At 71.8% G+C, this 20,645-nt stretch carries 17 protein-coding genes; 11 read left to right on the top strand and 6 right to left on the bottom strand.

All coding sequences use genetic code 11. The features are described from left to right. The first annotated feature begins 50 nt into the window (after nucleotides 1-50). Nucleotides 51-1,742 carry a glycoside hydrolase family 99 protein gene (locus Pma05_RS01585; RefSeq protein WP_203855413.1) on the top strand — a complete coding sequence of 564 codons (1,692 nt, stop codon included), beginning with the start codon at nucleotides 51-53 and terminating at the stop codon, nucleotides 1,740-1,742. 57 nt (nucleotides 1,743-1,799) lie between these two features. Here the strand turns inward: Pma05_RS01585 and Pma05_RS01580 are convergent, their stop codons facing one another. Continuing rightward, nucleotides 1,800-2,354: a Dps family protein gene (locus tag Pma05_RS01580; protein ID WP_203855412.1), complete on the bottom strand. Its 555-nt coding sequence runs from the start codon at nucleotides 2,352-2,354 to the stop codon at nucleotides 1,800-1,802. A 320-nt stretch (nucleotides 2,355-2,674) separates the two neighbouring features. Between Pma05_RS01580 and Pma05_RS01575 the strand changes: the two genes are divergently transcribed. From Pma05_RS01575 to Pma05_RS01545, 7 genes are all read left to right on the top strand, one after another. Then, complete coding sequence (locus tag Pma05_RS01575) at nucleotides 2,675-3,151, top strand: formate dehydrogenase subunit gamma (protein ID WP_203855411.1); 477 nt, start codon at nucleotides 2,675-2,677, stop codon at nucleotides 3,149-3,151. Continuing rightward, nucleotides 3,148-4,728, top strand: a complete 1,581-nt coding sequence (locus Pma05_RS01570; protein WP_203855410.1) for a formate dehydrogenase beta subunit — start codon at nucleotides 3,148-3,150, stop codon at nucleotides 4,726-4,728. Before Pma05_RS01575 ends, Pma05_RS01570 begins: the two co-directional genes overlap by 4 nt. Continuing rightward, complete coding sequence (fdhF, locus tag Pma05_RS01565) at nucleotides 4,725-7,538, top strand: formate dehydrogenase subunit alpha (RefSeq protein ID WP_203855409.1); 2,814 nt, start codon at nucleotides 4,725-4,727, stop codon at nucleotides 7,536-7,538. The genes Pma05_RS01570 and fdhF overlap by 4 nt, the downstream gene beginning before the upstream one ends. Nucleotide 7,539: 1 nt before the next feature. Beyond that, the gene (locus Pma05_RS01560) at nucleotides 7,540-7,755 is read left to right on the top strand and encodes a formate dehydrogenase subunit delta (protein ID WP_203855408.1); all 216 of its coding nucleotides are present in this window, start codon (nucleotides 7,540-7,542) and stop codon (nucleotides 7,753-7,755) included. 407 nt (nucleotides 7,756-8,162) lie between these two features. Beyond that, entirely contained in the window at nucleotides 8,163-9,038 is an 876-nt protein-coding gene (locus Pma05_RS01555; RefSeq protein ID WP_203855407.1) for a hydroxypyruvate isomerase family protein, read from the top strand. A gap of 1 nt (nucleotide 9,039) precedes the next feature. Next, on the top strand, nucleotides 9,040-9,924 hold the full coding sequence (locus tag Pma05_RS01550) for a 2-hydroxy-3-oxopropionate reductase (RefSeq protein ID WP_203855406.1): 885 nt from the start codon (nucleotides 9,040-9,042) through the stop codon (nucleotides 9,922-9,924). 21 nt (nucleotides 9,925-9,945) lie between these two features. Continuing rightward, complete coding sequence (locus Pma05_RS01545; protein WP_203855405.1) at nucleotides 9,946-11,139, top strand: glycerate kinase; 1,194 nt, start codon at nucleotides 9,946-9,948, stop codon at nucleotides 11,137-11,139. A gap of 89 nt (nucleotides 11,140-11,228) precedes the next feature. Here Pma05_RS01545 and Pma05_RS01540 read toward each other — a convergent pair whose 3' ends face one another. The 3 genes from Pma05_RS01540 to Pma05_RS43340 form a co-directional block, all read right to left on the bottom strand. Continuing rightward, nucleotides 11,229-12,482 (bottom strand): sialidase family protein, encoded by a 1,254-nt coding sequence (locus Pma05_RS01540; RefSeq protein ID WP_203855404.1) that lies wholly within the window; start codon nucleotides 12,480-12,482, stop codon nucleotides 11,229-11,231. A gap of 92 nt (nucleotides 12,483-12,574) precedes the next feature. Continuing rightward, nucleotides 12,575-13,834, bottom strand: coding sequence for a molybdopterin molybdotransferase MoeA (locus Pma05_RS01535; RefSeq protein ID WP_203855403.1), 1,260 nt, complete (start codon nucleotides 13,832-13,834; stop codon nucleotides 12,575-12,577). Further along, complete coding sequence (locus Pma05_RS43340; protein WP_275414626.1) at nucleotides 13,831-13,956, bottom strand: hypothetical protein; 126 nt, start codon at nucleotides 13,954-13,956, stop codon at nucleotides 13,831-13,833. Before Pma05_RS43340 ends, Pma05_RS01535 begins: the two co-directional genes overlap by 4 nt. A 153-nt stretch (nucleotides 13,957-14,109) precedes the next feature. Between Pma05_RS43340 and Pma05_RS01530 the strand changes: the two genes are divergently transcribed. Together Pma05_RS01530 and fdhD are read left to right on the top strand one after the other, a co-directional pair. After that, nucleotides 14,110-15,483 (top strand): OFA family MFS transporter, encoded by a 1,374-nt coding sequence (locus Pma05_RS01530; RefSeq protein WP_203855402.1) that lies wholly within the window; start codon nucleotides 14,110-14,112, stop codon nucleotides 15,481-15,483. A gap of 124 nt (nucleotides 15,484-15,607) precedes the next feature. Then, complete coding sequence (gene fdhD, locus Pma05_RS01525; protein WP_203855536.1) at nucleotides 15,608-16,456, top strand: formate dehydrogenase accessory sulfurtransferase FdhD; 849 nt, start codon at nucleotides 15,608-15,610, stop codon at nucleotides 16,454-16,456. 295 nt (nucleotides 16,457-16,751) lie between these two features. On the opposite strand, the gene sucD is transcribed toward fdhD, so the two are convergent. After that, entirely contained in the window at nucleotides 16,752-17,627 is an 876-nt protein-coding gene (gene sucD / locus Pma05_RS01520; protein ID WP_203855401.1) for a succinate--CoA ligase subunit alpha, read from the bottom strand. Nucleotides 17,628-17,632: 5 nt separating this feature from the next. Then, the gene (gene sucC, locus Pma05_RS01515; RefSeq protein WP_203855400.1) at nucleotides 17,633-18,811 is read right to left on the bottom strand and encodes an ADP-forming succinate--CoA ligase subunit beta; all 1,179 of its coding nucleotides are present in this window, start codon (nucleotides 18,809-18,811) and stop codon (nucleotides 17,633-17,635) included. 493 nt (nucleotides 18,812-19,304) lie between these two features. Between sucC and frc the strand changes: the two genes are divergently transcribed. Next, nucleotides 19,305-20,534, top strand: coding sequence for a formyl-CoA transferase (gene frc / locus Pma05_RS01510; protein WP_203855399.1), 1,230 nt, complete (start codon nucleotides 19,305-19,307; stop codon nucleotides 20,532-20,534). Nucleotides 20,535-20,645: the final 111 nt, after the last annotated feature.

Below are 20,645 nucleotides of genomic sequence, written 5' to 3'. Positions count from 1 at the left end.
GGCAGGCTAAGGTATCGACCCGCATCCCTTCCCCCCGAGGAGCGGCAGCCATGGCGGTAGCACGCCGACGACTTCTGATGTCCGCAGCGGCCGGCTCAGCCCTGGCCGCCGTCTCCACCACCGAACTGCTGGCGGCGTTGACCGGACCGGCCAGCGCGGCCAGCCCACCCGGCGACGTGGTCGGCAAGATCTCGGTCGGCTACCAGGGCTGGTTCGCCTGCCCGGGCGACGGCGCACCGATCGGCGGCTGGTGGCACTGGAGCCGTGACCGGTTCCAGCCGCCCTCGCCGAGCAACACCACCATCGTCTCCTGGCCGGACATGCGCGAGCTGAGCCGGGGCTATCCCACGGCATACCCGAACCTCGGCACCGGAGCGCCGGCCGAGCTCTTCTCCTCCTACGACCAGCAGACCGTCGACACGCACTTCCGGTGGATGCGCGACCACAACTGCGACACCGCCGCGCTGCAACGCTTCAACCCGATGGGCGACGAGGGACCGACCCGGGACGCGATGGCGGCCAAGGTCCGGGACGCGGCCGAGCGGTTCGGCCGGAAGTACTACATCATGTACGACGTCACGAGCTGGACGAACTTCCAGACGGAGATCAAGACCGACTGGTCGACGAAGATGTCCGCGCACACCGCCTCGGCGGCGTACGCCCGGCAGAACGGCAGGCCGGTGGTCTGCGTCTGGGGCTTCGGCTTCAACGACCCGGGGCGCCCGTTCCCGCCGGCACCCTGCCTGGACGTGGTCAACTGGTTCAAGGCGCAGGGCTGCTATGTGATCGGCGGAGTGCCGACGTACTGGCGGGAGGGGATCAACGACTCCCGGCCCGGGTTCCTCGACGTCTACCACGCGTTCAACATGATCTCGCCGTGGATGGTCGGCCGCACCGGCACCCTGGACGGGCTGGACTGGTTCTACACCAACGTCAACCAGCCCGACCGGGCCGACTGCAATGCCCGGGGGATCGACTACCAGCCGTGCGTGATGCCCGGCGACCTCTCGTCCGGGCACCGCCGGCACGGCGACTTCTACTGGCGGCACCTCTACAACATGATCCGGCTCGGTGCGCAGGGCCTCTACGTCTCGATGTTCGACGAGTTCAACGAGGGCAACCAGATCGCCAAGACCAGCGAGACCCAGGCGACCACCCCGGCCGGGGCCGGCATCCGGGCCCTGGACGAGGACGGCACCTTCTGCTCGTCCGACTACTACCTGCGGATCACCGCCGACGGTGGCCGGATGCTCAAGGGCCAGCTCGCGCTGACCCCGGTCCGGCCGACCCCGCCGGTGACCGGCGGGCCCGGCCCCGAGCCGGGCCGCAACCTGGCCGCCGGCCGGCCGACCAGCGAGAGCGGGCACGTCCAGAACTACGGCTCGGGCAACATCGTCGACGGCAACCAGGGCAGCTACTGGGAGAGTCCCAACCACGCCTTCCCGCAGTGGGTGCAGGTCGACCTCGGCGCCGCTACGGCGATCGGGCGGGTGGTGCTGAAGCTGCCCCCGTTGCCCGCCTGGGGCGCCCGCACCCAGATCCTGGCGGTACGCGGCAGCACCGACGGCGCCTCCTTCGGCACCCTCTCGGCGTCGGCCGGGCGGCGGTTCGACCCGGCCAGCGGCAACACGGTCAGCGTCACCTTCCCGGCCGCCCCGACCAGGTATGTCCGGCTGGAGTTCACCGGCAACACCGGCTGGCCCGCCGGCCAGCTCTCCGAGCTGGAGGTCTATCCGAGCTAGTCCCGCCCCGGGTCGGCTCCGGGCCAGCAACACGTCCCGAGCTAGCCCCGCCCCGGGTCAGCTCCGGGCCAGCGGCACCTCGACCAGGTGTTCGGCGACGAACCACGCCTGTAGTTCACCGGTCCGGAGCACGTTCGACACCAGCAGGTCGTTGCTGCCGTCGTCGCCCTGCTCGGCCACCCGCCGGGCGGCGTCGCGTACGTCGATCAGGATGATCTCGTGTGCCTCCAGCAGCCGGGACAGCATCACCGGCACCTGCTCGGCGCCGTTCGGCGGGCGGGGAACCCGGGTGATCTCGGCGACGTGTCGGGGGTCGCCGACCGCCACCCCGCCGAGCGTCTGCACCCGTTCGGCGATCATGTCGACGAGTTCCAGTTGCTCGCCGGCGTGCTTGTCGAGCAGCAGGTGGAGTTGGTAGAAGGTGGGCCCGCGCATCAACCAGTGGTGCTTCTTGTAGAGGGCGTGCAGGATCTGGGTGTCGGCCAGGACCTGGTTGAGTCGCTGGCAGGAGTACATCCGGGCGTCCGAGGAGAGCCCGAGCGGAAACTGCCGTACGGTGCCGAACTCCTGGATCCGCCCGTCGTGCTGATGCAGCCACGGTTGACTTCCCACGGTTTGCCCCGGACCGCTCATCGCACGCCCCTTCCGACCGGCGACGGTGCTGGCAGACAGGCGGCTACCCCGGCGCCGCGCCGGCAAACCCGCAGGCCCGCCCCTGTCGTGGCGCCTCCGACCCGGCCCGGTACGCCGGGTACCGCCGTCCCGGGTGGCACGCCCCCTGTCGGAACGAGTTTCCGCAGGCGATACTGGATATTGATCAACTGGGAGCGGGCTCGCCGGTGACCTGCCGGGGCCTCCTGGCGATATTGCATACGGTATCCAAGGCGACGTATGGTGGAGGTCCAGTCGGCGCGAGTGGAGGTGGGATCGCCGTGGCCAGTCCGGACCCCTCGGTGACGGATCGGGTGCGCGCGCTCGTCGCGGCGCATCGCGGTGACCGTGGTGCCCTGTTGCCGATCCTGCACCGGATCCAGGCCGAGTTCGGTTACGTCGACTCCGACGTCGTGCCGGTGCTGGCGACCGAGCTGAACATCTCCCGCGCCGACGTGCACGGCGTGGTCACCTTCTACACCGACTTCCGGGCCGAGCCGGCCGGGCGGACCGTGGTCAAGCTCTGTCGGGCCGAAGCCTGCCAGTCGGTCGGCGCCGAACAGCTCGTCGCGTACGCGGAGCGGACCCTGGGCATCAAGGTCGGGCAGACCACACCGGACGGTTCGGTCACCCTGGAGCAGGTGTTCTGCCTGGGCAACTGCGCGCTCGGCCCGGCCGGTCAGATCGACGAGCGGGTGCACGGGCGGCTCACCCCCGCCCGACTGGACGCCCTGGTGACGAAGGCGGTGGACGCATGACGACCCCGGTGACGGTCTACGTACCCCGCGACTCGGCCGCGCTCTCGGTCGGCGCGGACCTGGTCGCCGCCGAGATCGAGCGGGCGGCGGCCGAGGCGGGCCGGTCGGTTCGGGTGGTCCGGAACGGCTCGCACGGCATGCTCTGGCTGGAACCGCTGGTCGAGGTGGTCACCGAGCGCGGCCGGATCGGGTACGGGCCGGTCGAGCCCGAGGCGGTCGCCGATCTCGTCGCCGCCGGGCTGCTCGACGGCGCCGACCACGAACTGTGCCAGGGTGTCGTGGCGGAACTGCCCTGGCTGCGCGACCAGACCCGACTCTGCTTCGCCCGGGTCGGCGTCACCGACCCGCTCTCCCCGGAGGACTACGTCGGGCACGGCGGCCTGACCGGGCTGCGCCGCGCCCTGGAGCTGACTCCCGCCGAGGTGGTCGCCCAGGTCACCGAGTCCGGGCTGCGCGGCCGGGGCGGCGCCGGTTTCCCGGCCGGGATCAAGTGGAAGACCGTGCTGGAGACTCCCGGCGAGTTGAAGTTCGTCTGCTGCAACGCCGACGAGGGCGACAGCGGCACCTTCGCCGACCGGATGCTGATGGAGGGCGACCCGTTCACCCTGATCGAGGGGATGACCATCGCCGCGTACGCGGTCGGGGCCACCGAGGGCTACCTCTACATCCGCTCCGAATATCCGGACGCGGTGCGGACGATGCGCCGGGCCATCGCGGTGGCCCGGGAGCAGGGCTGGCTGGGCGGCGACGTCCTCGGCTCCGGGCTCCGCTTCGACCTGCACGTCCGGGTCGGCGCGGGCGCCTACATCTGCGGCGAGGAGACCGCGATGCTGGAGAGCCTGGAGGGCAAGCGCGGCATGGTCCGGGCCAAGCCGCCGATCCCGGCGATCACCGGCCTGTTCGGCAAGCCGACCGTGGTGAACAACGTACTCACCCTGGCCTCGGTGCCGACGATCCTCGCCGACGGCGCGGCGGCGTACCAGGCGCTCGGGGTGGAGCGGTCCCGGGGCACCCAGGTGTTCCAGTTGGCCGGCAACGTGGCCCGGGGCGGCATCTTCGAGACCGCCTTCGGGATGACGCTGGGCGAGCTGATCCACACCTACGGCGGCGGCACCCGCACCGGCCGGCCGGTCCGCGCCGTGCAGGTCGGCGGCCCGCTCGGGGCGTACCTGCCGGCGGACGGCCTGGACCTGCCGATGGAGTACGAAGCCTTCGCCTCGGCTGGCGCGATGCTCGGCCACGGTGGCATCGTGGTCTTCGACGACACCGTCGACATGGCGGCGATGGCGAGATTCGCGATGGAGTTCTGCGCCGAGGAGTCCTGCGGCAAGTGCACCCCGTGCCGGGTGGGCGCGGTCCGGGGCGTCGAGGTGATCGACAAGATCACCGCCGGCCAGGACCCGGACGGAAACCTGGCCCTGCTGGGTGATCTCTGCGAGCTGATGACCGAGGGGTCGCTGTGCGCGATGGGCGGCCTGACACCGATGCCGGTACGCAGCGCACTGCTGCACTTCCCGGACGACTTCACCGCGCGGGGTGAGAAGTCCACCGGCCGATACGAGGAGGCCAACTCGTGAGCCTGTTGAAGGAACCCGACCTCGGTACGCCGGCCAAGCCCGGACCGGCGACCGTCACCGTCGAGGTCGACGGACATCCCGTCGCGGTCCCCGAGGGCACCTCGGTGATGCGGGCGGCGGCGCTGAGCGGGATCGACATCCCGAAGCTCTGCGCGACCGACAGCCTGGAGGCGTTCGGCTCCTGCCGGCTCTGCCTGGTCGAGATCGACGGCCGGCGCGGCACCCCGGCGTCCTGCACCACCCCGGTCGCCGAGGGCATGAAGGTGACCACCCAGTCGCCGAAACTGGAGAAGCTGCGCCAGGGCGTGATGGAGCTGTACATCTCCGACCACCCGCTGGACTGCCTCACCTGCTCCGCCAACGGCGACTGCGAGTTGCAGGACATGTCCGGTGTAGTCGGGCTGCGCCAGGTCCGGTACGGCTACGACGGCGCCAACCACCTCGACGAGAAGACCGACTCCAGCAACCCGTACTTCGACTTCGAGGCGTCCAAGTGCATCGCCTGCTCCCGCTGCGTCCGGGCGTGTGGTGAGGTGCAGGGGACGTTCGCGCTGACCATCGAGGGGCGCGGCTTCGGCTCCAAGGTGTCGGCCGGCGGCACCGACTTCATGAGTTCCGAGTGTGTCTCCTGCGGCGCCTGCGTGCAGGCGTGTCCCACGGCGACGTTGCAGGAGAAGTCGGTGGTGCAGCTCGGCATGCCAACCCGGAGCGTGGTCACCACCTGCGCGTACTGCGGCGTCGGCTGCTCGTTCAAGGCCGAGCTGCGCGGCGCCGAGCTGGTCCGGATGGTGCCCTACAAGGACGGCGGGGCCAACGAGGGGCACTCCTGCGTCAAGGGCCGGTTCGCGTTCGGCTACGCCACCCACCCCGACCGGGTACTCACTCCGATGGTCCGGGAGAGCATCACCGACGAGTGGCGCCCGGTCGACTGGGAGACCGCGATCTCCCACACCGCCAGCAGGCTCAAGGACATCCAGGCCCGGCACGGGGTCGGGGCGATCGGCGGCATCACCTCCTCGCGTACCACGAACGAGGAGGTCTACGTGGTGCAGAAGATGATCCGGGCCGCGTTCGGCAACAACAACGTGGACACCTGTGCCCGGGTCTGCCACTCGCCGACCGGGTACGGCCTGAAGCAGACCTTCGGCACCTCCGCCGGTACCCAGGACTTCCGCTCGGTGGCCCAGTCCGACGTGATCATGGTGATCGGGGCGAACCCGACCGACGGGCACCCGGTCTTCGCCTCCCGGATGAAGCGCCGGCTGCGCGAAGGCGCCAAGCTGATCGTGGTCGACCCGCGCCGGATCGACCTGGTCCGGTCACCGCACATCGAGGCGGAACACCACCTGCAACTCGCCCCCGGCACCAACGTGGCGGTGGTGAACGCGATGGCGCACGTGGTGCTCACCGAGGGGCTGGTCGACCGCTCCTTCGTCAACGAGCGCTGCGAGGACTTCGACGGCTGGGCCGAGTTCATCGCCCGCCCGGAGAACAGCCCCGAGGCGGTCGAGGAACTCACCGGCGTACCGGCCGAGGAGTTGCGGGCGGCGGCCCGGCTCTTCGCCACCGGCGGCAACGGGGCGATCTACTACGGCCTCGGCGTCACCGAGCACAGCCAGGGCTCGACCATGGTGATGGGGATGGCCAACCTGGCGATGGCGACCGGCAACATCGGCCGGGAGGGCGTCGGGGTCAACCCGCTGCGTGGGCAGAACAACGTGCAGGGCTCCTGCGACATGGGCTCCTTCCCGCACGAGTTGCCCGGCTACCGACACGTCTCCGACGACGTGGTGCGCGGTGTCTTCGAGAACATGTGGGGGAGCACCCTGCTGCCCGAGCCCGGCCTGCGGATCCCGAACATGTTCGACGCGGCGATCGAGGGCACCTTCCGGGCGATATTCGTACAGGGCGAGGACATCGCGCAGTCCGACCCGAACACCAAACACGTGCACGCCGCGCTGGCGGCGATGGAACTGGTCGTGGTGCAGGACCTGTTCCTCAACGAGACGGCGAAGTTCGCGCACGTCTTCCTGCCCGGCACCTCCTTCCTGGAGAAGGACGGCACGTTCACCAACGCCGAGCGCCGAATCAACCGGGTACGCCCGGTGATGGCGCCGAAGACCGGCAAGCACGAGTGGGAGATCGTCGCCGAGATCGCCCAGGCGATGGGCTACCCGATGCGGTACGACCACCCGAGCCAGATCATGGACGAGATCGCCGCGCTCACCCCGACCTTCGCCGGAGTCTCCTTCGACAAGCTCGACAAGCTGGGCAGCGTGCAGTGGCCCTGCAACGACAACGCTCCCGAGGGCACCCCGATCATGCACATGGACGGCTTCGTCCGGGGCAAGGGCCGGTTCGTGCAGACGCCGTTCGTACCTACCCGGGAGCGGAGTACCCGCAAGTTCCCGCTGATCCTGACCACCGGGCGGATCCTCAGCCAGTACAACGTGGGGGCGCAGACCCGGCGGACCGGGAACGTGGCGTGGCACCCGGAGGACGTACTCGAAATCCACCCGCACGACGCGGAGGTCCGGGGCATCAACGACGGTGACGAGGTCACCCTGGCCAGCCGGGTCGGTGCCACCTCGCTGCGGGCGGTCTTCTCCGACCGCATGCCGGTCGGGGTGGTCTACACGACCTTCCACCACCCGGTCACCGGGGCGAACGTGGTCACCACGGAGAACTCCGACTGGGCGACCAACTGCCCGGAATACAAGGTGACGGCGGTGCAGGTCGGCCTGAAGAATCCGCCGGCACCGGCGGACGTCGCCTCCTCGGAGAACCGGCTGCCGGCGATGGCGGACTGACATGTCGACGCACACCGGACTGTCCCCGCAGGTCAGGCTCGTGAACGAGATCGCCGTGCAGTTCCACCACCAGGCGCCGGAGCAGGCGGCGGCGGCGATCGCCGAGCACATCCGGGCGTTCTGGGATCCCCGGATGCGGGCCGAGCTGCTACGCCGGGCCGAGGCCGAGCCGGACGCGCTCGACCCGCTGGCCCTGGCCGCCGCCCGGCTGCTCTAGCCGCACCCACTGTTTCTCCCCCGTCGTGGCCCCGCGCACCCCGCGCAGGGGCCACGACCCACCTGTCACCACCGCAGCTGCTGCTCCCCTGCCACCCCAGCCTCTTCGCCGCGTCCCAACGCGACCGTGGACCTTCACCTGGACATCCGAGGCGTTACGCCCGGCGTTTAACGCCTCTAACGTCCAGGTGAGTGAGGCGGGCGGGTGAACTGCGAGCCGGAGCCGGAGCCGGAGCCGGAGCCGGAGCCGGAGCCGGAGCCGGGTCGGGTCGGGGGCGGGGGCGGGGTCGGGTGTCGGGTGTCGGGTCGGGGGCGGGGTCGGCGGGGGAGTGTGTCTTGACTCGGTCCCATACTGCATACAGAATTCTGTAGGTAATAGCAGTGTCGCCGAGCCGCCAGGGAGGGCCCGTGCCCGGACACCAGCTCCGCTACGACGTGAACTGCTCGATCCTCTTCACCGAGCTGCCGCTGCTGGAGCGGCCGGCGGCGGCGAAGGCGGCCGGATTCGACGCGGTCGAGTTCTGGTGGCCGTTCGCCGAGGCGGTGCCCCCGGCCTCCGAGGTGGAGGCGTTCCTCGCCGCCATCCACGACGCCGACGTCCATCTGGTGGGGCTGAACTTCTTCGCCGGGGACATGCCCGGCGGCGACCGGGGAGTGGTCTCCTGGCCGGCCCGGTCCGCCGAGTTCCGGGAGAACGTGGAGCTGGTCGCGATGATCGGTGCCGCCACCGGCTGCCGGTCGTTCAACGCCCTCTACGGCAACCGGGTCGCCGACGTGCATCCGACCACCCAGGAGGAGACCGCGGTCGCCAACCTGGCCTTCGCCGCCTCCGCGGTCGCCCGGCTCGGCGGCACCGTACTCGTCGAGGCGGTCAGCGGCCCGCAGCCCTATCCGCTGCGTACCGCCGCCGACGTGGTCGCGGTGCTCGACCAGTTGCTGGTCGAACGCGACATCCGGAACCTGGCCTTCCTCGCCGACATCTACCACCTCACCGTCAACGGCGACGACGTGCCGAAGGCGCTCGCCGAGCACGCCGACCGGATCGGGCACGTGCAGATCGCCGACGCGCCCGGCCGGAACGCGCCGGGCACCGGCGAGATCGACCTCGACGGCCACCTCGACCAGCTCGAACAGGCCGGCTACCGCGGCTGGGTCGGCCTGGAATACCTGGCCGGCGGGCCGACCGAGGACAGCCTCGAGTGGCTGCCCCGGCACCGCCGGGGCGGCGGCACCGACCGGACGAACGAAGGCGCTCCGGACCGGACGAACGAAGGGAATCGCTGAGATGACCAGCATCGGGATGATCGGCCTCGGCATCATGGGCGGCCCGATGGCCGTCAACCTGATCAAGGCCGGCCACGACGTCGTCGGGTACGACGTCAGCCCGGCCCGCAACGCCGCCCTGGAGCAGGCCGGTGGCAAGGTCGCCGCCGGCATCGGCGAACTGGTGCAACAGGTCGACGTGGTGATCACGATGGTCCGCGACTCGGCCGACGTCGAGGCGGTCGCGCTCGGCGACGAGGGCATCCTGGCCAACGCCCGCCCGGACCAGCTCTACGTCGACATGACCAGCATTTCGCCGGGCACCTCCCGGCAGGTCGCCGAGGCGGCCCGGATCCTCTCGGTGCGGGTGCTGGACGCCCCGGTCAGCGGCGGCGAGGCGGGCGCGATCGAGGGCACCCTCTCCATCATGGTCGGTGGCGCGGCGGAGGACTTCGCGGCGGCGCTGCCGATCCTGGAGGTGCTCGGCGGCACCGTCGTGCACGTCGGCCCGGCCGGCGCCGGCCAGACGGTGAAGGCGGCCAACCAGCTCATCGTGGCCGGCACCATCGAGCTGGTCGCCGAGGCGATCGTCTTCCTGGAGGCGTACGGGGTGGACACCGAGGCGGCGGTCAAGGTGCTGGCCGGCGGCCTGGCCGGCAACCGGATCCTGGACCGCAAGGCGGCCGGGATGCTGGCCCGGCAGTACCAGCCCGGCTTCCGGATCGATCTGCACCACAAGGACATGGGCATCGTCACCTCGGCGGCCCGGGAGGCCGGGGTGGTGATCCCGCTCGGTGCGGCGGTCGCCCAGCTCATCGCCGCGGTCAAGGCGCAGGGCGACGGCGGCCTCGACCACAGCGCCCTGCTCAAACTGGTCGAGCAGCTCTCCGGCCGGTCGGCCGGCTGACCCGGCCGGGCCGTCGCGCCGATGGGGCACGTACTGCTGGCACCGGACAAGTTCAAGGGCTCGCTGACCGCCGCCGAGGTCGTCCACCACCTGACCGCCGGGCTGCGCCGGGCCGCCCCGGACATCGAGGTACGCGGCTTCCCGGTCGCCGACGGCGGCGACGGCACCCTCGACGCGGCGGTCACGGCCGGCTTCCGCCGGATCCCGGTCTCCGTCGCCGGCCCGACCGGCGCCCCGGTGAACACCGCCTTCGGGTACGCCGACGGCGTGGCGGTGGTCGAGCTGGCCGACGCCTGCGGGCTGCGCCGGCTGCCGGCCGGGGTACCCGAGCCGCTGCGGGCCAGCAGTCGCGGGGCCGGTGAGGTGATCCGGGCGGCGTTGGAGTACGGCTGCGCGGAGGTGGTGCTGGGGCTGGGCGGCAGCGCGAGTACCGACGGCGGGGCGGGGCTGGTCGGCGCGCTCGGAGTACGCCTGCTCGACGAGCGGGACCACGAGCTGCCGCCCGGCGGTGCGGCGCTGCGCCACCTGCGCCGGATCGACCTGACCGGGCTGCATCCGGCGGTCCGGCGTACCCGGTTCGTGGTGGCCGGCGACGTGGACAACCCGCTGCTCGGCCCGACCGGCGCCGCCGCCGTGTACGGCCCGCAGAAGGGCGCGACCGACGACGACGTACTGCTGCTGGAGGCTGGCCTGACCCGCTGGGCCGACCTGGCCGAGGCGGCGGTACGGGACGTGAACCCACTCGGGGCAGCGGCCTCGGTGGGAGTTGGCCCGGGGCAGCCGGTCAGCGCCTGGCCGGGTGCCGGTGCGGCCGGCGGGGTCGGGTTCGCCGCGCTCGGCTTCCTCGGGGCGCGGTTCCGGCCCGGCATCGAGCTGCTGCTCGACCTGCTGGGCTTCCCGGCGGCGCTGGTCGGGGCCGAGCTGGTGGTCACCGGCGAGGGATCGCTGGACGCCCAGAGCCTGCGCGGCAAGGCGCCGGTCGGGGTGGCCAGGGCCGCCGTTCGGGCCGGCGTACCGACGGTGGCGGTCGCCGGTCAGGTCAGTGTCGACCCGGACCAACTCCGGGAGGCGGGTATCCAGGCGGGGTATCCGCTGACCGATCTCGAACCGGACCCGGCGGCCTGCCTGGACCGCGCCGCCGAGCTGGTCGAGAAGGTCGCGGAGACGCTGGCCGCCGACTGGCTGGACCCGGCCGGCCCGCCCCGCCGTCGCTGAGGCAGGTCGCCCGGGTGTCGCCAACGCCCCTCGCGGCTCGTCCGACCGCGGCCAGCCCAGGCGTTCGCGCCCGGGCTGGTACCGCGCCATCAGAGCTGGCGGATCGCTATCCGCCGGAAGGTGATCGTCTCGTACGGGCCGAAGTTGCCCGTCTCGTAGAGCACGCCGACGGTCCTGGCGTCGAGTTGGACCAGGTCCGAGTAGCCGGCCGGGAGACCGGACAGAGCGAGCGCCGGCCGCCAGGTGGCGCCCTGGTCGGTGCTGAGCCGCAGCGTCAGCGCGGCCCGGCCGGTCGGTTCGGCGGGGCCGGAGTACAGCAGCGGCGCGTCCGACCCGGACACCTGGAGTACGCTCGCCTGCACCACCGGTCCGACCAGGGTCGCCTGTGGACGGTACGGCAGTTCCAGGCTCTGGCCGCCGTCTCGGCTGTAGGCGTCGGCCCGGTTTCCCGGGGCGCTGCCGTTGTGCTCGCGGGTGTTGAAATAGAGCCGGCCGTCGGGGAGTTCGGCGGCGGTGCTCTCGTTGACGTTGAGATAGCCGTCGGCGTTGTCGTCGACGAACCCGATCCGCCAGTTCTCGCCACCGTCGTCGCTGTAGAGCGCGTGTCCGCCGTAGTACTTGGCCTCGGTGCCGAGGTCGGCTGAGCCGGCCGGCGGCGCGACGGAGTGGTTGGCGGGGACGACCAGCCGGTCCCGGTGCGGTCCACGGGTCAACCGGATGGCGTGGCCCGGTCCGGTGGCGTACCAGCGCCAGTTTCCGGCCTTGGTCTGCGCGGTGATCTCACGCGGCGCCGACCATCGGGCGCCCTCGTCGTCGCTGTACTGGACGAAGACCCGCCGGCTCTGCTCGGCCGGGACCTCGCCGCGCATGATCTCGGCCTCCGACGCCTCTCCACCGTTGTACGTCGTCAGCAGGACCACCCGTCCGCTCGCGGTGAGCACCGGGGCCGGGTTGCCAGCGGTGTTGGCGCCGCTGTCGTGTACCACCTGTAGCGGTCCCCAGGTGCAGCCGCCGTCGGTCGACCGCTTCAGCACGAGGTCGATGTTGCCGGCGTCGCCGAGCGAGCTGAGCCGTCCCTCGGCGAAGGCGAGCAGGGCGCCGGACCGGGCCGTCACGATCGCCGGGATCCGGAAGCCGTTGTATCCCTCGGTGCCGGACGTGAAGGGTGTGGAGACCGCACAGCGGGCGGTCTCGTCGGCCGGGGTTCGGTCCGCGGCGACCGACGGCGCGCTCGCGCCGGTCACCGTGGCCACCAGTACGGCGCACGTTCCGACCAGTACGGCGCAACTGGTGGCGATCGCGGGTTGGCTGAGCCGGCTCCTGCGGTTTGTCCTTGCCGACATATGTGCCCCTCTCGGGAGAATCAGACATGGGATGTCCACTGTCTCCCGGGACGCTAACGATCTCTGTCGGAGTCGTCAAGGATCGATGACCACTACGGTGCCGATACGCTGGCGATCTCGCCGGAGCGCCGAGCCGGTCCGGTCGGCGGGGCGGCGACGCCCGGCCGCCAGGGGACCGTCGCCGGCAGCGGGAGCGCGGTCTCGGCGGCGGGCAGCGGCAGCAGTTCGACCTCGGCGCCGGCCCAGCCCGGCGGCACGACCGCGAGCGCGTCCGCTCCGGCGGCGCCCCAGAGCGAGCCGGGCCGGTCGTGCCCGACCGGAAGTGCGGCGGACCCGACCCGGGCCACCGGAACCAGCCGGGTGTCCCGGTCGTGCGGGTTCACCGGCCCGGCCAGCGTCGCGGTCAGGGTCGCCGGTTCGGTACGCCCGGCCAGCCGGCCGAGCAACGGGAACAGCAGGGTCAGCGCGGCGACCAGGGCGGCGTACGGGTTGCCGGGCAGCCCGACCACGAACCGGCCGTCCGGCAGGCTGGCCAGCAACTGTGGGTGCCCCGGGCGGCAGGCGACGCCGCGTACCGGGACTTCGGCGGCGAGCGTGTCCAGGGCCCGGCGCAGGTGGTCGGCGGCCCCGGCCGAGGTGGCTCCGCAGACCACCAGCACGTCGGCGTCGGAGCGCAGCAACGCGGCGACCAGCGCGGACGCGTCGTCGGCGATCCGGCTGGACCAGGCCAGCTCGGCTCCGGCCGCCCGGACCAGCCCCGGCAGCATCGGCCCGATGGCGTCCCGGACCTGGCCCGCCGTCGGGATGCCGGCGGCACGCAGCTCGGCTCCGGTGACCACCATGCCGACCCGGGGTCGCCGGTGCACGGTCAGTGTGTCGTGCCCGAGACTGGCGGCCAGCCCGAGCACGACCGGGTTGACGACCGTACCGGCCGGCAGCACCTGCTGGCCGACCGGACAGTCCTCGCCCCGGCGGCGTACGTGCCGGCCGGGTTCGATCTCGCCGTGCACCGTCCGACCCGTCCGGGTGGCCCGCTCGTACGGCAGTACCGCGTCGGCCCCGGCCGGCACCACGGCACCGGTGCCGATCTCGACGGCGTCCCCAGTGGTCAGCGGTGTGGGCGTACCCGGATCTCCGGCCAGTACCCGCCCGGTGAGCTGCCACGGGCCGGGTCCCGCCACCGCGTACCCGTCCATCGCGGCGGAGTGGTACGCCGGCAGTGGAGCCAGCGCGACCAGCGGCACCGCCAGGGCGGAGCCGACGGTCTCGGGTAGCGGCCTCGGGACGGGGCCCAGGGGTCGGGCGGTGTCCCGGGCGTACCGCCGGGCCTCGGGCCAGGTGACGGCGCTCATCGTCCGGCGCCGCTCGGGCGTCGTCCCGGGAGGAGGTCCCGCACCAGTCGCTGGTCCGGCGCCGCCGGGTCGGGACCGAGTTCGTCGATGGTCTGTCGGGTCCACTCGTCCAGCACGCTCATGGCCATCTCCTCGCTGCGCCGTCGACGTCATGACCTCGGAGAACCTGGCCAGCCGATCCGCTCGGCGGTGGGATCGACCTGGACAGCCGCCCGTCGGTGGTAGAGAATAGTGCACTCAACATACAGTATACAGTGGCCAGTTGGAGGCACCAGATGACGGACTCCAGCAACGACACGGCGGTGCGCGAGATCAGCGACCTCTACGGCCGCCGTTACCGGGTCGGCGAGACCGACCGCGCCCTGTTGGGCCGGTCCCGGGCGTGGATGCTGCTGCTGCCCTGGGCCGCGATGCTGGCGATCAGCCTGTTCCAGTACGGCTACGGCGCCGCTCTGCCCACCCTGCTCGACGCGAACGGCTGGAGCCTGTGGCAGGCGTTCGGCGTACTCGGCCTCTGGGTGGTCTGCCAGGCGGCCAGCTCACCCCTGGCCGGGTGGTGGTACCAGCGGCTGGGCGGGCGGCTGGCCGTACCGATGCTCGTCGGGGCGGTCTGCTGCCTCGCCGCGCTGCTCACCCTGGCGTACCGCGCCGACCTCGGTACCGTGCTGCTCGGCTACTCGGTACTCGGCGGCATCGGTGCCGGACTCGTCTACATGACCTGCATCGCCTGCGTCACCGAGTGGTTCCCGGAGCGGATCGCCGGTCGGGTGGCGGTGGTCAGCGCCGCGTTCGGCTACGGGTCGATCCCGTTCGTCGTCCTCGCCGGCTACGGCCTGGACGCCGGCAACCGGGCGGCCGTGCTGACCGGGACCGCCGTCGTCGTCTTCGCGGTGGTGGCCGCCTGCGGGACGCTGATGCGAAAGCCGCCCCGCAACTGGTGGCCGGCGCACATCGACCCGCAGCGCTGGGCGGTCGACCGGCGGCTCAACCGCAGCATCCCGCACAACCGTCCCGCCGCCCGGCCCTACCCGCCCCGCGCGGCACTGCGCAGCGGCATGCTGCCGTTGATGTTCGTGGTGGTGGTACTCACCGCGACGATGGCGCTGTTCGACATCGCGTACCTGGCCGGTGCCGCGTACACCCAGGGGTTGCCGGCGCTGACCCTGGTGGCCGGGATCGGCGCGCTGGCCGCGTCGAACGGGATCGGCCGGGCGGTGACCAGTTCGCTCTCCGACCGGATCGGCCGGCGCGGCACCCTCGGCCTCTCCCTGCTGGTCGGCGGGATCGCCCAGTTCGGCCTGCTCGCGGCGGCGGCCAACGACAACCACCCGGCCGCCGTGGTGGGATTCGCCGCGCTGGCCGGCGCGGGTACCGGAGCCGGCTACTCGCTGCTGGTCAGCCTGGTCCGGGACTGGTTCGGTGACGCCGCCACGGTGCCGAACTACGGCATCGTCTACACCGGCAAGGCGGTCGGCGGACTGCTCGGCATCGTGCTCGCCGGGCTGGTGGTGACCACTCCGGACTCGGTGGTGCCGTTCCTGGTGGCCGGTTCGCTGGGGCTGTTCGGCGCGGCGCTGACCCGCTGGATGCGCCAGCCCGGCCTGGCGGTGGTCCGGCTGCCGTCGCCGCTCGGCGTCGACCGGCTCTAGAAGTATGTGTCGACCCGGGCGGAACCGGCGTGCCGACCTGGTGCGGACGGGGTCGGGTCGGCCTACCGTGGAGGAGAGGCCGACCGGACGGGGTGAGACCGAGCGAGGATCGGTGGTGGGTGGAATGGGACGGGTGACGAGTCGACGTCGGCTGGTCCGGATCGTTGACGGTGTGGTCAGCGAGCCGGTGGACACGCTGGCGGCCGAGGAGCCGCTGGAGATCAGGGTGAACGGGCGGTCCCTGGTGGTGACCATGCGGACCCCGGGCGACGACTTCGACCTGGCGGCCGGCTTCCTGGTCAGCGAGGGCGTGGTACGCGCCGCCGGTGAGATCGCCGGCATCCGCTACTGCGCGGGTGCCACCGCCGACGGGGTCAACACCTACAACGTGGTCGACGTGGTGCTGGCGGCCGGAGTGGCGCCACCGGACCCGTCACTGGAGCGCAACTTCTACACCACCTCGTCCTGCGGACTCTGCGGCAAGGCCAGCCTGGACGCGGTGCGTACCGTCGCGGCCTGGTCGGTGCGGGACGATCCGGTGCGGCTCGACCCCGGCGTGCTCAGCACACTGCCGGACAGCCTGCGGGCCGCGCAGCGGGTCTTCGACCGCACCGGCGGGCTGCACGCGGCGGCGCTCTTCTCCGCCGACGGGCGGCTGCACTGCCTGCGTGAGGACGTCGGCCGGCACAACGCGGTGGACAAGGTCGTCGGCTGGGCGCTGCGCAACGGGCGGGCACCGCTGCGCGGCACCGTGCTGATGGTCAGCGGGCGGGCCTCGTTCGAACTGGTGCAGAAGGCGGTGATGGCCGGCATCCCGGTGCTGGCCGCGGTCTCCGCGCCGTCCTCGCTCGCCGCCGACCTGGCCGACGACGCCGGGCTCACCCTGGTCGGCTTCCTCCGGGGCAGCTCGATGAACGTCTACGCCGGAGCGCACCGGCTGACCCAGCGCACCCCGACCAGCCTCTCGGCCTGACCCCCGACCAACTCGCCGCCGCCGTCCGGCCGCGGCGGGTTCGTCGTGCCCGCCGTCCGGACCACCGGGCGGTCTGCTGGGGATGCGCGTCGACGTGGGGTGGCCCCGGTCGGGCCCAGCGGCGCGAGAGGTCCGGGCGGAGGTGTCGGACTCCGCCCGGACCGGCGCCGACCTTCGGGTACGACGGCCGCCGGGCACCGGTCGCGTCCGCCCGACCCGGCACCCGGCGTGTCCGTCGACGATCAGCGCATCAGTAACGCCTCGCGGATCGGCGCGCCGGGAACGTCTCCCCGGATCAGCGCGCCAGCAGCGTCTCGCGCATCAGCGCGGCGGTCTCGGACGGCGTCCGGCCGACCCGGACCCCGACCGCCTCCAGGGCCTCCTGCTTGGCCAGTGCGGTACCGGACGAGCCGGAGACGATCGCCCCGGCGTGCCCCATCGTCTTCCCCTCCGGTGCGGTGAAGCCGGCGACGTAGCCGACCACCGGCTTGCTGACGTGCTCGGCGATGTACGCCGCCGCCCGCTCCTCCGCGTCCCCGCCGATCTCGCCGATCATCACGATCGCCTCGGTCTCGGGATCGTTCTCGAACGCCTGGAGGCAGTCGATGTGCGTGGTGCCGACGATCGGGTCACCGCCGATCCCGACGCAGGTGGAGAAGCCGAAGTCGCGCAGCTCGTACATCATCTGGTAGGTCAGGGTGCCGGACTTGCTGACCAGGCCGATCCGGCCCCGCTTGGTGATGTCGGCCGGGATGATGCCGGCGTTGGACTGACCGGGACTGATCAGTCCGGGGCAGTTCGGCCCGATGATCCGGGTCCGGTTGCCGGTGCCCCGGGCGTACGCCCAGAACTCGGCGGTGTCGTGCACCGGGATGCCCTCGGTGAGTACCACGGCCAGGCCGAGTCCGGCGTCGACCGCCTCCAGTACGGCCGCCTTGGCGAACCGGGGCGGTACGAAGACCACCGTCACGTCCGCCCCGGTCGCCCTGACCGCGTCGGCGCAGGTGTCGAAGACCGGGATGCCGTCGACGTTCCGGCCGCCCTTGCCCGGGGTGACCCCGGCGACGATGTTGGTGCCGGCGGCGACCATCCGGCGGGTGTGCCGGGTGCCCTCGGTGCCGGTGATGCCCTGGACCAGCACCCTGCTCTTCTCGGTGAGGAAGATTGCCATGGCTGTCACGCCCCCTTGCCGGCGAGTTCGGCGGCGAGCCGCGCCGCCCCGTCCATCGTGTCCACCAGCCGTACGCCGGGCAGCGCCGCCTCGGTGAGGATCTGCCGCCCCTGCGCGGCGTTGTTGCCGTCCAGCCGGACGACCAGCGGTTTGGTGATCGTCTCGCCCCGGTCGGTGAGCAGCGCGACCGCCGCGACGATGCCGTCGGCGACCGCGTCGCAGGCGGTGATCCCGCCGAAGACGTTGACGAAGACGCTGCGTACGTCGGGGTCGCCGAGGATGATCTCCAGGCCGTTCGCCATCACCTCGGCCGAGGCGCCGCCGCCGATGTCGAGGAAGTTGGCCGGCTTGACGCCGCCGTACCGCTCGCCGGCGTAGGCGACCACGTCGAGGGTGCTCATCACCAGACCGGCGCCGTTTCCGATCACTCCGACCGAGCCGTCCAGCTTGACGTAGTTGAGGTTCTTCTCGGCGGCCCTGACCTCCAGCGGGTCGGTGGCGCTGACGTCGGCGTACTGCGGGTGCCCGGGCTGGCGGAACCGGGCGTTGTCGTCCAGGGTCACCTTGCCGTCCAGGGCGCGTACGCTGCCGTCGGCCAGCCGGGCCAGCGGGTTGATCTCGACCAGGGTGGCGTCCTCGGACCGGAACACGTTCCAGAGCCGGACGAGTACCCGGGCCACGTCCTCGCGTACGTCGTCGGGCAGGCCGGCGGCGGCGGCCAGCCGGCGGGCGGCGTCCAGGTCGAACCCGCCGGCCGGGTCGACCCAGGTTCGGGCCAGCGCCTCCGGGTTCTCGGCCGCCACCTGCTCGATCTCGACGCCGCCCTGCCCGGAGACGAGGGCCAGGAACGACCGGTTGGACCGGTCGAGCAGGAACGACACGTAGTACTCGTCGGCGATGTCGCTCGCCTCGGTGACCAGTACCCGGTGCACGGTGTGGCCCTTGATGTCCATGCCGAGGATCCGGGCGGCGACCTCCCGGGCCGCCTCCGGTCCGTCGGCCAGTTTGACCCCGCCGGCCTTGCCCCGGCCGCCGGTCTTGACCTGGGCCTTGACCACGACGCGTCCACCGATCTCGGCGGCGGCGGCGTGCGCCTCGTCGGGGGTGCTGGCGACGCGGTTGCGGCTGACCGGTACGCCGTGCTTGGCGAAGAGTTCCTGTGCCTGGTGCTCCAACAGGTCCACCGGGCCTCCCTTCTTCTCGACCTTCGGTGGGTTGCCTCCACCCGATGCGTGGGCTGTCCCGGACGGGCGGGCGGAGAGACGGGGGAGTGCGGATCGGACCGGACGTGGAGATCGGACCGGGAGGGGTGTGGGCAGCGGAAACCGGACTCTGGCCCGGGCCGACGAGCGGGGGTCGTACCGCCTGGGCCTCGCTGGCTTCGGCGGAAAACGTCCCCGCTACCCCCTAGACACTCCGCTGTTACATGCGCCACGATATTGCCTACCCCATACGGTATGCAATCCCGAGGAAGGGGTGGACCGGGCGACCGGTCCACGGCAACCGCGACGGCAATCGCAACCGCGACGGAAACGACGACGGAAACGACGACCGTGACGGCAACGAAGCAACGACGACGGCAACGAAGCAACGGCAATGGCAAGGCAAGGGCAACGGCAACCGAGGCATCAGCTCGATGGCCGGCAGTGCACGGCAGGGCGCGCACAGGAGGTTGGCATGGGTAAGGCACTGGAGGGCGTACGGGTCCTCGACATGACGCACGTACAGTCCGGCCCCTCGTCCACGCAGATCCTGGCGTGGCTGGGCGCGGACGTGATCAAGTTGGAGGCACCGGGCCAGGGTGACATCACCCGCACCCAACTGCGCGACATCCCGAACGTGGACAGCCTCTACTTCACGATGCTGAACGGCAACAAGCGCAGCATCACCCTGAACATGAAGCACGAGCAGGGCAAGGAGGTCTTCACCCGACTGGTGTCCGGAGTGGACATCCTGGTGGAGAACTTCGGCCCCGGCGTGGTGGAGCGGTTCGGCTTCCCCTGGGAGCGGCTCCAGGAGATCAACCCCGGCCTGGTCTACGCCTCCATCAAGGGCTTCGGCCCCGGCCGCTACGCCAACTTCAAGGCGTACGAGGTGATCGCCCAGGCGATGGGCGGGGCGATGAGCACCACCGGCTTCGAGGACGGGCCGCCGATCGCCACCGGAGCGCAGATCGGCGACTCCGGTACCGGCATCCACCTGGTCGCCGGCATCCTGGCCGCGCTGTACCAGCGGACCCACACCGGGCGGGGCCAGCGGGTGCAGGTCGCCATGCAGGACGCGGTACTCAACCTCTGCCGGGTCAAGCTGCGCGACCAGCAGCGGCTGGCGTACGGACCGCTGGGGGAGTACCCGAACGAGAGCTTCGGCGACGAGGTGCCGCGCTCCGGCAACGCCTCCGGCGGCGGCCAGCCCGGCTGGGCGGTGCGGTGCGCCCCGGGCGGGCCGAACGACTACATCTACGTGATCATCCAGCCGGTGGGCTGGAAGCCGATCTGCGAGCTGATCGGCAAGCCCGAACTGGCCGACGACCCCGCCTGGAGCACGCCGCAGGTGCGCCTGAACAAACTCGACAAGGCGTTCGCGCTGATCGAGGAGTGGACCGAGCGGCACTCCAAGCAGGAGGTCATGGAGAAGCTCAACGCGTACAACATCCCGTGCGGGCCGATCATGTCGACCAGGGAGCTGATCGAGGACGAGACCCTCGCCCAGCTCGGCTCGGTGGTCGAGGTCGAGCACCCGGACCGGGGCGCGTACAAGACCGTCGGCAACCCGATCAAGCTCTCCGACTCGCACGTCGAGGTGGAGCGCTCGCCGCTGCTCGGCGAGCACACCGGCCAGGTCCTCGGCGAGCTGGGCTACTCCGAGGAGCAGGTCGGCGAGCTGCGCGCCGCCGGCGCCGTCTGAGCGGCCAAGCGCCGCCTCGACCCGCACCGCCACCACCGGTCCCGTCCGATCAGAACCAGCACGTTCCCCGGCCCGGCCCCACCGGGACCGGCGTTCCTGAAGGAGACGACG

Origin of the sequence: Plantactinospora mayteni, assembly GCF_016862935.1 — a bacterium.
In the GTDB taxonomy this organism is placed as follows: domain Bacteria; phylum Actinomycetota; class Actinomycetes; order Mycobacteriales; family Micromonosporaceae; genus Plantactinospora; species Plantactinospora mayteni.
This window is presented reverse-complemented; position numbering and strand designations above follow the sequence as displayed.